The 13,760-nt window shown below is 61.6% G+C and carries 10 protein-coding genes; 1 reads left to right on the plus strand and 9 read right to left on the minus strand.

Features of this window, described 5'->3' with window-relative positions; all coding sequences use genetic code 11:
• Positions 1 to 10 precede the first annotated feature (10 nt).
• Positions 11 to 1,051 (minus strand): YCF48-related protein, encoded by a 1,041-nt coding sequence (locus C5F70_RS11210; protein ID WP_169865359.1) that lies wholly within the window; start codon positions 1,049 to 1,051, stop codon positions 11 to 13.
• A 310-nt stretch (positions 1,052 to 1,361) separates the two neighbouring features.
• On the opposite strand from C5F70_RS11210, the gene C5F70_RS11215 reads away from it, so the two are divergent.
• Positions 1,362 to 2,477 carry a Gfo/Idh/MocA family protein gene (locus tag C5F70_RS11215; RefSeq protein WP_104903324.1) on the plus strand — a complete coding sequence of 372 codons (1,116 nt, stop codon included), beginning with the start codon at positions 1,362 to 1,364 and terminating at the stop codon, positions 2,475 to 2,477.
• A 343-nt stretch (positions 2,478 to 2,820) separates the two neighbouring features.
• On the opposite strand, the gene C5F70_RS11220 is transcribed toward C5F70_RS11215, so the two are convergent.
• From C5F70_RS11220 to praA, 8 genes are all read right to left on the minus strand, one after another.
• Complete coding sequence (locus C5F70_RS11220) at positions 2,821 to 4,524, minus strand: AMP-binding protein (protein ID WP_104903325.1); 1,704 nt, start codon at positions 4,522 to 4,524, stop codon at positions 2,821 to 2,823.
• Between the two features lie 31 nt (positions 4,525 to 4,555).
• Entirely contained in the window at positions 4,556 to 5,854 is a 1,299-nt protein-coding gene (locus C5F70_RS11225; RefSeq protein WP_104903326.1) for an acetyl-CoA C-acetyltransferase, read from the minus strand.
• Complete coding sequence (locus C5F70_RS11230; protein ID WP_104903327.1) at positions 5,851 to 6,741, minus strand: MaoC/PaaZ C-terminal domain-containing protein; 891 nt, start codon at positions 6,739 to 6,741, stop codon at positions 5,851 to 5,853. The genes C5F70_RS11225 and C5F70_RS11230 overlap by 4 nt, the downstream gene beginning before the upstream one ends.
• A gap of 3 nt (positions 6,742 to 6,744) precedes the next feature.
• On the minus strand, positions 6,745 to 8,088 hold the full coding sequence (locus C5F70_RS11235) for a 3-oxoacyl-ACP reductase (protein ID WP_104903328.1): 1,344 nt from the start codon (positions 8,086 to 8,088) through the stop codon (positions 6,745 to 6,747).
• Positions 8,089 to 8,159: 71 nt separating this feature from the next.
• Positions 8,160 to 10,685, minus strand: coding sequence for an acyl-CoA dehydrogenase (locus C5F70_RS11240; RefSeq protein ID WP_104903329.1), 2,526 nt, complete (start codon positions 10,683 to 10,685; stop codon positions 8,160 to 8,162).
• A gap of 280 nt (positions 10,686 to 10,965) precedes the next feature.
• On the minus strand, positions 10,966 to 12,423 hold the full coding sequence (locus C5F70_RS11245; RefSeq protein WP_026139961.1) for an outer membrane protein transport protein: 1,458 nt from the start codon (positions 12,421 to 12,423) through the stop codon (positions 10,966 to 10,968).
• A 119-nt stretch (positions 12,424 to 12,542) separates the two neighbouring features.
• A complete protein-coding gene (praB, locus tag C5F70_RS11250) occupies positions 12,543 to 13,064 on the minus strand; it encodes an alkane oxidation protein activator PraB (RefSeq protein ID WP_079444031.1) in 522 nt (173 codons plus the stop codon).
• 133 nt (positions 13,065 to 13,197) lie between these two features.
• The gene (gene praA, locus C5F70_RS11255) at positions 13,198 to 13,692 is read right to left on the minus strand and encodes an alkane oxidation protein activator PraA (protein ID WP_046484504.1); all 495 of its coding nucleotides are present in this window, start codon (positions 13,690 to 13,692) and stop codon (positions 13,198 to 13,200) included.
• Positions 13,693 to 13,760 lie beyond the last annotated feature (68 nt).

Raw genomic sequence — 13,760 nt, forward strand, 5'->3', positions numbered from 1 at the left:
CCCCGCCTTCTTATTGTTTTGTGGGTTCGGCGCCGGTTGGCGTAGCAACACGAACACCCCCCTGCCCGACCAGAATCAAGTTGCCATTGCCCGCCGCCGTCACCGCCGAGAGTGAAATACGGTCCGGGCGATTGAATACGCTGAAGGTCTGGCCGTCGTCATGGCTGACCACCACGCTGCCGCCGTTACCGACCACCACCAGCGCGCCGTCATCGAGCAAGGTCGCCCCGGACAAGCCGAACTCCAGAGCGCCGCGCGCCGCATTCAGTTCGACCTGCTCCCAGGTGCTGCCGAAATCCGTGGAGCGGTACAGGTTGCCACGCAAGCCGTAGGCCAACAGGGTGTGCGGCTGGGCGGTGCCGATCACGCCGAACAGCGAACCCTCGTAGGGGCCTTCGAGTTTTTCCCAGGTCTGGCCGTCGTCGCTGGAGCGGAACATGCTGCCCTGCTCACCGACGATAAACAGGCCGGCATCCTTGATCTGGGCGATGGCGTTGAGGTGGAACTGGTCTTCGTTGTCGAGGCGCTCGCTGACGTCTTCCCAGGTTTTGCCGCCATCGGTGGTTTCGATCAGCGCCCCGTAGGCGCCGACGGCCAGGCCGTGGTTGGCGTCGTTGAACCAGACGTCGAGCAACGGCGCTTCGCGCTTGAGGTCCTGGTATTGCTGGGCCCAGGTGGCGCCGCCGTCGACGCTGGCGAGGATCTGCGCATCGTGGCCGACGGCCCAGCCGTGTTTGTCATCGACAAAAAACACCGCCGTGAGCAACTGGCGGGTGGGAACTTTGGCTTGGGTCCAGGTGCTGCCCTGGTCATCGGAATAGAGGATGTGCCCGCGATCACCGACCGCCACCAGGCGCGAGCCCGCGTGGACCACGTCGATCATCAGGCCCTTGGCGGCCTTGGGGGATTCAATTGCAAACACCGGCTGTGCGGCGGTATCGCTGGCTGCCAACAGCGGTGGCGACAACGCGGCACCGGCCAGCAACGAGAGCGCTGTGGCCAGCAACGCAACCCTGCGTGCGGCGCGTGGGCGGCAAACAACCCAACCCATGACAGGCTCACTCATAGACCTTTCTCCCATTTATTATTGTTAGGTCGTCTTACCTTCCCGGGCTCTGAAACCTGCAATCTAGAGCGCCTGGAGGAAGTAGGGGCCATCCTATCGGGCTTTCGAATCGTCTGACAATCGGCGCTACGTTATCTTTTGTTAACTGGCGGCTTTTAACCCTGCGCTGAATATAACCACATCAACTGCAATGATATAGCTTCAGAAATGAATTATTTTTTCCACATATTGAATTATGAGAATTTATATTCCATTAATAGCCTCCCTGAAAACAATAATCCAAAGGACCACGGCTATGCGCAAACTCGGAATCGGCCTGATCGGCACAGGCTTCATGGGCCGCGCCCATGCCCTGGCGTTCAATAACGCCCGCACGGTATTCGAGCTGCCGGTCAGCCTCAAGCTGGCCGCCCTGGCCGATGCCGACACCGAACGCGCCCAGCGCTGCGCCGATGCCTGGGGATTTGCCCAGGCCCATGGTGACTGGCAAGCGCTGGTCAACGACCCCACGGTCGATGTGGTGGCGATCACCACACCGAACCATTTGCACTACCCCATGGCCATGGCCGCGCTCGCGGCGGGCAAGGCGGTGTACTGCGAAAAACCGCTGGCGGTCAGCCTGGCGCAGGCCGACGCCATGCGCCACGCCGCGAGTGCGGCGGGCGTGGTGACGCGGGTCGGCTACAACTACCAGCACAACCCGATGATCGGGTGGGCAAAGCAGATCATCGCCAACGGCGAATTGGGCGAAATCATCAGTTTCCAGGGTGAGTTCAGCGAAGACTTCATGGCCGACCCGGCTTCACCCTGGTCGTGGCGCTGTGAGGTGGAACATGCCGGTGGCGCCCTGGCAGACCTGGGCAGCCACTTGCTGTCGATGGCACGCTATCTGGTGGGCGATGTGGTCAGCGTGTGCGCCGATACGCAGACCGTGCATGCGCAGCGCCCCGCCGTCAAAGGCGGCGACACACTCAAGTCGATTGCCGTGGACGACCAGGTACACGCCCTGCTGCGTTTCGCCAACGGCGCGCGCGGCACGGTGAGCAGCAGTTGGCTCAAGCACGGTTACAAAAACCACCTGGCGTTTGAGATCAGCGGGACGCAAGGCACGTTGGCCTTCGATCAGGAGCGCTTGAACGAACTGCGCCTGTGCCGCAAGGGCCAGGACGGCTTCCAACGCCTGCTGGCCGGCCCCGCCCTGCCCGGCTACGCGGCGTTCAGCCCGGCCGCCGGCCATCAGTTGGGCTACAACGAATTGAAGACGCTGGAAGTGCGCGAGTTGATTCTGGCAGTGGCCGGCCAGGGCGCGGACGGCAGCGACTTCGAGACGGCGTGGGCGGTCGAGCGGCTGGCGACAGCGATTCGGGTGGCGGCTCGAGAACAGCGCTGGGTCAATGTGAACTCGCTCTGAAATGTGGGAGGGGGCTTGCCCCCGATGGCGGTGGATCAGTCGATAGGCTCGGTGACTTCAACTCCGCTATCGGGGGCAAGCCCCCTCCCACATTTAGATCACCTAGAGATTCAAGTTAACGCAGCGCGCGGCGCAGTACCTTGCCCACCGTGGTCTTGGGCAGCTCGGTGCTGCGAAACTCCACATGGCGGCTCGAGAACAGCGCTGGGTCAATGTGAACTCGCTCTGAAATGTGGGAGGGGGCTTGCCCCCGATGGCGGTGGATCAGTCGATAGGCTCGGTGACTTCAACTCCGCTATCGGGGGCAAGCCCCCTCCCACATTTAGATCACCTAGAATTCAAGTTAACGCAGCGCGCGGCGCAGCACCTTGCCCACCGTGGTCTTGGGCAGCTCGGTGCTGCGAAACTCCACGTACCTGGGCACTTTGTACCCCGTCAGGTATTCCCGGCAATGGGCCAGGATCTGTGCCTGGGTCAGGTTCGGGTCCTTGCGCACCACGATGATCTTCACCCTCTCGCCGGTCACGCCATCTTCCACACCGATTGCCGCCACTTCAGCAACGCCGGGGTGCAGCGCCACCACGTCTTCGATTTCATTGGGGTACACGTTGAAGCCCGAGACCAGGATCAGGTCCTTCTTGCGGTCGACCAGGCGGATATAACCGCGCGTATCCATCACCCCGATATCGCCGGTCGACAGCCAGCCCTCGGCATCCAGCACCTCGGCGGTTTCCTTGGGCCGCTTCCAGTAGCCCTGCATCACCTGCGGGCCGCGCACTTGCAATTCGCCCTGCTCACCGAGGTCAGCCAATTCGCCGTCTTCGCGCATGAAACGCACCCAGGTCGACGGCAAGGGCACGCCGATGCTGCCGGTGAATTCCATCTCGCGCATGCGGGAAATATCGATGGGGCTGATGCTCACCACCGGCGAGCATTCGGTCAGCCCGTAGCCTTCGATGATCGGCAGCCCGGTGACTTCCTTCCAGCGCTTGGCCACCGCCGTGTGCGTGGCCATGCCACCGGCGATCACCATGCGCAGGTCGGAAAAGTCCCGCGCACAGAATTCCGGGTTCTCCAGCAAGCCGTTAAACAACGTGTTGACCCCGGCAATCCCGTTGAAGCGCTCCTTGCGCAGGATCATCTGCACGCGCTTCACGTCCCGTGGGTTGGCGATCAGGATGTTGCGCCCGCCCAGGCACATGAACATCAGGCAGTTCACCGTCAGGGAAAAGATGTGATACAGCGGCAACAAGGTGACGTTGGTTTCCTGCTTGTCCTGGTCCAATTGGTTGCCGACCCAGGCCTTGGCTTGCAGCAGGTTGGCGATGATGTTGCGGTGGCTGAGCATCACGCCCTTGGCGTCACCCGTGGTGCCGCCGGTGTATTGCAGGAAGGCCAGGTCGTCGAGGTGCATGTCCACCGGGAAATGGGTCAGCGCCCTTCCTTGCTTGAGCGCCTGATTGAAGCGTACCGAACCGCGCAGGTTGAACCTCGGCACCTGTTTCTGCACGCGGCGCAGGATGAAGTTCATCGCCGCGCCCTTGAAGGTGCCGAGCAAGTCGCCGATGGCCGCCACCACCACGCGCTTGACGCTGCTGCCGGGCATGGCTTTTTCCAGGGTGTGGGCGAAGTTCTCGAAGATCACCACCGTCTCCGCGCCGCTGTCCTTGAGCAAATGCTTGAGTTCATGGGCGGTGTACAGCGGGTTGACGTTGACCACCACCGCACCGGCCAGGATCGTCCCCAGCAGGCAGATCGGGTACTGCAAGCAGTTGGGCATCATCAGCGCCACGCGGTCGCCGGTCTTCACACCCTGGCCTTGCAACCAGGCGGCAAACGCGATGCCCTGCATGTGCCAGTCGGCATAGGTCATTTCGGTGCCGATGCTGACGTAGGCCACCCGTTCGCGGAATTTTTCCAAGTGCTCCAGGAACACCTCGCGCAGCGACGGGTAGTCCTCGATACCGGCATCGATGTCCGCCGGGACGCCAGGCAGGTAGGCGTTCAACCAGATGCGTTCGGTGTGTTCCAGGCTGATAGCGTTCATGGCAGTTTCCTTGTTGTTGTTTTGGATAGCGCTACTTTTCGACGATGGCGGTAATGCCCAGCCCGGCCGCCGCGCAGATCGAAATCAGGCCGCGCCCGCCGCCACGCTCGTGGATCGCCTTGGCCAACGCCGCCAATTGCCGGCCCCCGGTGGCGGCGAAGGGATGCCCGCAGCCCAGGGAGCCGCCGTTGACGTTCATCTTGGCGCGGTCGATGGTGCCCAGCGGTGCGTCCAGCCCCAGCCGTTCGCGACAGTAGTCGGCGTCTTCCCAGGCCTTGAGCGTGCAGAGCACCTGGGCGGCGAACGCTTCGTGGATCTCGAAGAAATCGAAGTCGGCAAAGCCCAGGCCCTCACGCTTGAGCAGGCGCGGCACGGCATAGGCCGGCGCCATCAGCAGGCCTTCGCTGCCGTCGACAAAGTTCACCGCCGCGGTCTCGCCGGTGCGCAGGTAAGCCAACACCGGCCAGCCGTGTTCGGCGGCCCACGCTTCACTGGCCAACAGCACCACCGAGGCGCCGTCGGTCAGCGGTGTGGAGTTGCCCGCCGTGAGCGTGCCGTTCTGGCGGTCGTAGGCCGGGGACAGGCTGGCGAGCTTCTCCAGGCTGGTGTCGGCGCGCAGGTTGTTGTCCCGCGCCAGGCCGCGATAGGGGCTGATCAGGTCGTCGAAGAAACCGCGTTGATAGGCGGCATCCAGGCGCTGGTGGCTGCTGAGGGTCAATTCATCCTGGGCCAGGCGCTTGATCTGCCAGCGCTTGGCCATTTCTTCGCAGTGCTCGCCCATCGACAGGCCGGTGCGCGGTTCGCCATTGCGCGGCAGCAGCGGCTTGAAGAACATCGACGGACGCACCTTCAGCAGCGCCTTCACCTTGTCGCCCATGGCCTTGGCGCGATTGGCCGCAAGCAAGGTGTGGCGCAGCGCTTCATTGAGGCCGATGGGCGCGTCGGACGTGGTGTCGGCGCCACCGGCGATGCCCACGTCGATCTGGCCGAGGGCGATCTTGTTCGCCACCAGCAAGGCCGCTTCCAGGCCCGTGCCGCAGGCTTGTTGCAAGTCGTAGGCCGGGGTTTGCGCAGACAGCGTGGTCGATAACAGCGACTCACGCGCCAGGTTGAAATCCCGCGAGTGCTTGATCACCGCGCCCGCGGCGAACTCGCCCAGGCGCTGGCCATGCAGGTTGTAGCGGTCGACCAGGCCTTGCAGCGCGGCCACCAGCAAATCCTGGTTACTGTCGTGGGCGTACACCGTGTTGGAGCGGGCAAACGGAATGCGGTTGCCGCCGATGATCGCCACACGGCGGGCCGGGGCCGGGTTGAAGCTGTAGTCATTCATTTAAGGCGCTCGTTCCAGATAAAAAGCCCGCGCATGTGCGGTTTGTCACCGGCGAAGTTGCGCACTTCGAACTCACGCCGCGGGCCGCTCACGGGGCGGCGCCACAGCGCGACCTGGCCGGGCAGGAAGATCGGCAGCTTGAAGTCGCAATGCGCTTGCGCCTGATCCAGGCCACCCGGCGGTTGCTCGGCGGCCAATGCGCGGCCCAATGTCCACATGCCGTGGGCGATGGCGCGGCGAAAGCCAAAGAGTTTTGCGCCGATCAGCGAGGTATGAATCGGGTTGAAATCCCCCGAGACCTTGGCAAACCGCCGGCCCAGGTCGGCGGGCAGCACCCAGCGCTGGGTGCGCAACAGGCCTTCTTCCTGCAAGGGCAGCACGTCCGCCCATGGCTCACCCACCGGTTTTTTCACGTCGCGCCGCAGGTACAGGCTGTCGCTTTCCCACAGCAGCGTGTCCGCACCGTAGGCCCGGGTGGCGATGCTCAGCGCCTGGCCCTTGGGGTGCGCCACCCAACGCTCGCAGTACACCTCCAGGCGCAGGGCCTGGCCCGCGTGCAAGCGCTGGTGCTGACGAATGCGATTGGCCAGGTGGACCATGCCGCTGGCCGGGTACGGGAAACTCGGCCGGGTCAGCAGCATCAGGTGCAACGGGAACGCCAGCACCTGCGGGTAGGACAGCGGCACGCCCTGCTCATGTCGGAAACCACAGGCGCGGCCATACGCGGCGATGCCGGTGGCCGACAATTCCACCGCCGAACGCACCAGACGCGCCTTGGGCAACTCAGGCGCGCCGTCGAGCTTGGGTTTGCGCAAGGCGCGCAGGCCGTCCAGCAACAACTGGGGCTGCGACGGCGGCGGGTCGATGATCTGCGTCACGTAGTCCATGGCTCAAGCTCCCAGCAGGCTTTGGCCGCACACGCGCACGACTTGGCCGTTGACGCCGCCGGACGCCGGGTGGGCCAGCCAGGCGATGGTCTCGGCCACGTCGATCGGCTGGCCGCCCTGGGACAGCGAATTCATGCGCCGCCCGGCTTCGCGGATCAGCAGCGGGATCTTCGCGGTCATCTGGGTTTCGATGAACCCCGGCGCCACCGCGTTCACCGTGACCTGCTGCGCCGCCGCCAACGGCGCCAGGCCGTGGACCAGGCCGATCACGCCGGCTTTGGAGGTGGCGTAGTTGCTTTGCCCGAGGTTGCCGGCGATGCCGGAAATCGACGACACACAGACGATACGCCCGCCCGGGTTCAGGCCCTGGCATTCCAGCAACGCGTGGCTCAGTTGCAACGGCGCTTGCAGGTTGACCGCCAGCACACTGCGCCACGCCGCTTCGGTCATCTTGGTGATGGTCTTGTCGCGGGTGATCCCGGCGTTATGCACCACCACGTCGAAGGCGCCGGATTGGCTGACATGGGCCTGCAACAGTGAGGCCGCATCTGCTGCGGTAATGTCCAGTGGCAACGCCGAGCCACCGACGCTGGCGGCGGCGTGTTGCAGCGCGTCCTCGGCTTGGGGCACATCCACGCACACCACATGGGCGCCGTCGCGGGCCAATACCTGGGCAATCGCCAAGCCGATGCCGCGGGAGGCACCGGTGACCAGTGCGCGGCGGCCGGCGAAGGGGGTGTCCCAGTTGACCGTGACAGGGCCGTCCAGCGGTTTTTCCAGGCGCACCACTTGCCCCGACACATAGGCCGAACGACGCGACAGAAAGAAGCGCAGGCTGCTGTCCAGGGCGTGTTCGGCCCCCGGCGCGACGTAGATCAATTGCACGGTGATCGCCCGGCGCAGTTCCTTGGCCAGCGAACGCACCAACCCTTCGAGGGCGCGCTGGGCGATGGCCTGGGGCAAATCCCGACAGTCTTCGGGAGCAGTGCCGAGCACCACCACACGGCCATGCTGGGCGAGGCGCTTGGCATTGGCGTGGAAAAATACGTAGAGCTCATCGAGCTGCTGCAGGTCGACGACGCCCGTGGCATCGAACACCGCGCCCTGCACCTTGACCGTAGACGGCGCCTTGAGGGTCGCTGCAGTGGCGGCGACCGTGTCGGTGGCGCTGAAAATCTGTTGCACTTGCACAGCCAGGCGCCCTGCCCCCGCGACGATCACCGGGTTGGCCAGGCCTTGCTGGCCACGGCGATGACGTTGCAGCAGCAACGGTTGCGGCAGGCCGATGGCCTGGGCCAAGCGTCGGCCCCAGGGAGAATTGACGAACGATAGGTAGCTGTCACTCATATAAACATCCACTCACGATACGGTATCGGTATGAACGCCCGAGCCATGTAGGCGCGTTCATTCAGTGCCACTCAATTGACCGAAGCATTCTCGCCCTGGCTGGTACGACGCTGGGTAGACGGTTGCAACACATGCTTACGCTGCTGCAACGCCTCAAGCAGACCGAAGTCCTGCGGGAAGTCGTCGACCTGGATGCCGTGGTCGGCATATTCCACATAGCGCGCGAGCAAGGCGTCTTCATCGCTGCTGATCAAGTCCAGCGCCCGCGCCTTGACGCGCCAGGCGGCAAAGGCCGTGGCGGCGATCGGCATCGGTTCGAGCAAGCCCTGTTTGATCGCAGGCTTGAGCCGTGCTTCGATCAGCTCCACCTGCGGCAACAGGCGGAAAGCCAATTCGCCGTAGGCCAGCTTGTCGATTTCCGGACGTGGGATATAGGAATTGGCCAGCAAGCGCTCACGGGTTTCGCCGGGGGTCTGCACCACATCCGCCACCTGGGCCAGCAGCCAATCCGAGGGTTTGCGCAACGGGATGCCAAACGGAAAACTCAAGCCGCGCACCACCGCCGCAGCGGCTTTCGACGGATAGTTCTCCAGCACCTCGGCGAGCGCTTCATGGGCGCGCAGCAAGGCGTCCTGGGCCGACCAGTGCACCAACGGCAAGTCCGCCTGGGGCCGACCGTCGTCTTCAAAGCGCTTGAGCACGCAAGACAAGATGTACAACTGCGAAAGAATATCGCCCAGGCGCCCGGTGATACTTTCCTTGCGCTTGAGCGCACCGCCGAGCACACCCATGGAAACGTCCGAGATCAAAGCCAACACCACCGACAGCCGATTGGCCTGACGGTAGTAGGACGCCAACGCCGGCTCGGTCTTGGAGGGTGCGGAAATCAGGCGCCCGCCAGTGAGCGAATGCACTGTGGCGCGCACCGTATTGGCCAGCACAAAGCTCACATGGCCGAACATTGCGCTGTCAAACGCTTCAAGCGCCTTGCGCCGATCGGGGTTGCGCGCCGCTTCCATCTCGCGCAACACATAGGGATGGCAACGGATCAGGCCCTGGCCAAAGATGATCAGGCAGCGGGTCATGATGTTCGCGCCTTCCACCGTGATCGCAATCGGGCTTTGTTGATAAGCGCGAGCCAGGAAGTTGTTGGGCCCCATGCAGATGCCCTTGCCGGCGACGATGTCCATGCCGTCGTTGACGATCATCCGCGCGCGCTCGGTGACGTGGTATTTGGCGATGGCGGAGATCACTGAAGGTTTCTCGCCGGCATCCAGCGATGCCACCGACACCTTGCGCACTGCGTCGCAGGCATACAAATGCCCAGCCATGCGCGCCAACGGGGCTTGCACGCCTTCGAACTTGCCGATGGGCAGGCCGAACTGTTTGCGCATCGCCGCATAGGCGCTGGTGCCGCGTACTGCGACCTTGCCCAGGCCGACGTTGGCCGACGGCAGGGAAATCGCCCGACCGGCCGCCAGGCATTCCATCAGCATGCGCCAGCCGTTGCCGACCTGTTCGCGGCCGCCGATGACCCACTCCAGGGGAATGAACACATCCTTGCCGGTGGTAGGACCGTTCTGAAACACCGCGTTGAGCGGCCAGTGCCGACGACCGCTGTTCACGCCCGGATGGGAGGTTGGGATCAACGCGCAAGTGATGCCCAGCGAACCCGGCTGGCCGAGCAGACCTTCCGGGTCTTGCGCACGAAACGCCAGGCCAAGCACTGTGGCAATCGGGCCAAGGGTGATGTAGCGCTTGTCCCAGGTCACGTTGAAACCCAGCACTTCCTCGCCTTCGTGCAGGCCTTTGCAGACGATGCCCAGGTCCGGAATCGCCCCAGCGTCGGAACCGGCATACGGGCTGGTCAGCGCGAAACACGGAATGTCTTCGCCACGCGCCAGGCGCGGCAGGTAGTAATTGCGCTGGGCATCGGTGCCGTAATGCAGCAGCAATTCCGCCGGGCCCAGGGAGTTGGGCACCATCACCGAAATCGCCGCCGCCGAGCAGCGTGTCGACAGCTTCATCACCACTTGCGAATGCGCGTAGTGGGAAAAGCCTTTGCCGCCGTACTGCTTGGGAATGATCATGCCAAGGAAACCGGCGTCCTTGGTGTACTGCCAGCCCTCGGGGGACATGTCTTGCCAGACCTGGGTGGTTTCCCAGTCGTTGGCGATGTCGCACAGGGTTTCGACTTCGTTGTCGAGGAAGGCTTGTTCCTCGGCACTCAGGCTGGCCGGCGCGGCTTGCAGCAGGCGCTGCCAGTCGGGTCGGCCGCTGAACAGTTCGGCATCCCACCACACGGTGCCGGACTCGATGGCCGCGCGCTCGGTGTCGGACATTGCCGGCATCACTGTACGAAATAGGCTCAGAGCCTTGCTGGTCAACAGGCGGCGACGCAGCGGTTTGATTGTCATCAGCAACGCGGGCAATACCACTAACAGCGCCACGACGGTGGTGCCGAAAACGGCGACCACGTTGAACAGGTAGCCGGCCGCCAGCCAGGCCAGGCCAGCGCCCAGCCAGTGGACAGCGGCGGCTTGTCGATACGCCAGGGCAATCGCGGCTGCGAAACCCACCAATAACCAGATCACCATGGGGATACCTCTACTCGATTCAGGGCGTGGCGAACGCTGGCGCAGATCGATATGAACTGCGGCGTAGGGCAACACTACAAATTTGGAAAGTCAGATTCAAATTATATTTTGAAATTTTTATTTAACTCATGGGCAAAAAAATACTGGGCTGAGCACGTCAGCCGGGGTCACGAATACGAAAATCGGAATAGGTCACATGGCGACCCGTAAATGAGGGCAAACAGCAGGAAGAAGGCATTCAGATGCGCTTAGTGCCTTCCTCCATAGCCCTCGATATCTGTTAAAACTTGTAGGTGGCCGATACGCTGACCACATCGCCTGACGACTCAGCCTTGCCGTCCAGGCTGGCGCCACCCAAGCGGTCAACGTTTTTGGTTTTCAGCTTCACTTCCTGCACGAACTGATGGGAATACGCCAAGTCAAGACTCAAGCCCTTTACAGCCTTTACCTCGTAACCCGCACCGAACGACAAGAACGTACGATCACCATCCGGGATACGGGGGTCACGGGTCGAGTTGCGGGTTGGTGTCTGGTCAAGGGCCACACCGGCACGCAGCGTCAGTTCATCGGTGGCACGGAAGTCGCCGCCGAGGGAGTACATCCACGAGTCCTTGTAGTTGTAGGGGATCGAGACGATGGTGATATCGCCGGACTTGAGCGTGAGGTCCTTGAACGACGACCACTGCGTCCAGTTCACACTTGCGCCCAAGGTGAATCGGTCATTGAACTGATGCACCCAGTCAAAGCCCGCAGTCGCGGGAATATCCAGTTGGGTACTGGCATGTGCGCCATCCGGGTACAACGCCAGCCCAGGATAAGCCGACCCAACCAGCGTGCCAGTGCCAGTGAACGGGTTCGGTTGAGTCATCAGGGCATAGCTGTACGAGTCTGAACGAATGTTGTACTTGCCCGTCATCTTGTTCTTGATCTTGGCGTGATAGTTCAGGCCCAAGGTGTCTTGGTCAGTGGGTTTCCAGGTAATACCGGTAAACCAGCCGGTGGAGATATTGTCGACCTTGACCCGTATCAGCGCGCCTCCGACACCTGCCGGCAAATCAATACTGCCCAGTAATGGGTCCTGGGAGTTGGCAGCAGCCGCCAACAAATCGATGTTCTGACTCACAAACCCTTTACTGTGTTGAACAATAAGCCCACCGCCGATGGCGAACTGATCATTGACTTTGAACGAAAGCGAACCGGTCAATCCCACGGTTTCGATCTTGGTGTCTACAGCAAAATCGCGAAGTTTGGAGTCTTCGTCCCAAGTTGAGCGCATCCCTTGTGGCACCACTTGGCTCAAGCCAAAAGCGAACCGGTCCCCCAGGGGCATCACCATGAACCCGGTCGGCAACCAGGCAGTGAAACCACCCTCGCCACCATCATTGTTGTTGACCGTTGGCGATGAAAGGTCAGGGAAACCATCCGCACCTATTGGACTGTTCGAGACAGGGTTACCCAGATAATCATTAGCCGCGCCCTTATATTTGATTTTGATGCGCGCGTAGTCGACCGTCATTTGTGCGACGTTCTGGTCCACAAACGCCATCGCGGCGGGGTTGTTGTACGCCGAACTGGGGTCATTTTTGAACAACGAACCACCCCCGAACGCTCTCCCCCAGCCGGGAGCACCATAAGTTGGAGTTGAAAAGCCACCGGCCTGAACAGAGCCGGCCACGATCAAGCTGCTCAGAAGAGCAAACCCAGCGGTCACCCGCACCTGTTGTTTCTTATTATTCATGCTCCAATCCTTATTATTATCTGCCGCTCTACGCGTTGCCTTTGCGTCACCGCCCGGTAGGTGCCCGGTAAAAGGCACCCACTTTCTACGGGTGATCAGCCCTTTATGGAGTTACTGCATCAAGGAACAATGGTCAGACTTGGCGCCGTCACAGTCAGAGACTGCACAACGCAGTTCGGACTAGTGCCGGATGTGTGGCCAGTCAACGTCTGGTTGTTTGCGGTCAATGCGTGAGTACTGTTGTTCCAAGTCACGTTGATAGTGTCAGGGCCGCAATCAGTTAGCGGAATCAGTGGCTTGGTGATGGTGTAGCCAACGTTGGTTACTGTGCCGCCCGAAAGACTAGTGGCAGTCAATACCCAGCCAGGGGTGGGGATATTCTTCAGTACCGGCAAATCGCAAAGCCCCCCACCGGTGAGCTTCGCGTCGTTGATGGTCGCCACGCCAGATGTAACGTTCCCTTTAAAGGTAATACCGCAAGTCACTGCAGCACCAAATGAAGATGGCGACTTCACTACAATAGTACCGCTGGAGGTACTGAAAGCTCCATCTGGGCTAATGCTGACAGCATTAGCCATCGAGGCCGCACCCATGCACACGGCCAAAGCAGACAACGACACGAGAGTTTTCAAACTTTTCATTATTTTTCCTCACATGTTATGGCGAGTCATTCGCCAGGGGTAATGGCCATGAACGAGAGGTCACGGAGAAACTGCAGAACTTCCCTTTCCAGCCAAATTTCAATTCAATTACCGCTGCAACTATCGGATATATCTATTCGACAACTTTGAAGTTGGCCGGCATCTTGATCGACACCGTCTTGATCTTGCAGTCTTCGCCAATCGGTACATTGGCGGCTTCCAACTTGCCGGTGGCGTTATCCCAGGTGCCGTCGGCCGTGGAGGGGCCGCACTTGCCGCCCAGGCCGAAGGCGTGGACGTCCACGCTGATCTTCGACATCGAGCCGCTTTGGGTGTCTTTGGCCACCAAGATCCACGGCAGGTTGATCGCTTCGACCCGGCTGCACTTGAGGCCGCCGTCGAATTCGACCTTGTCGACATTGACGGACGAACCGTCGGCGGCAACCTTGCCCGCCACCTTGATGGTGCAGTCGGCACTGATCAGCTTGCCTTTGGAAAAACTGATGGGCCCTTGGGCAGTAAACGCACTGCCGGCAGGTTCAATACGGGCAGCCTGGGCTTGCTGATAGACAATCAGACCCAATGCCGCCAATAAGATATGGGCAGTGAACTTGGCAGGTGTTTGCATGGTGAACGTCCTTCCCTTGCTTTTATTTTTGTGGGGTCAAACAACTCTCTTGCAATGAAATCGATAAA

Origin of the sequence: Pseudomonas sp. LH1G9 (assembly GCF_002949975.1) — a bacterium.
GTDB lineage: Bacteria > Pseudomonadota > Gammaproteobacteria > Pseudomonadales > Pseudomonadaceae > Aquipseudomonas > Aquipseudomonas veronii.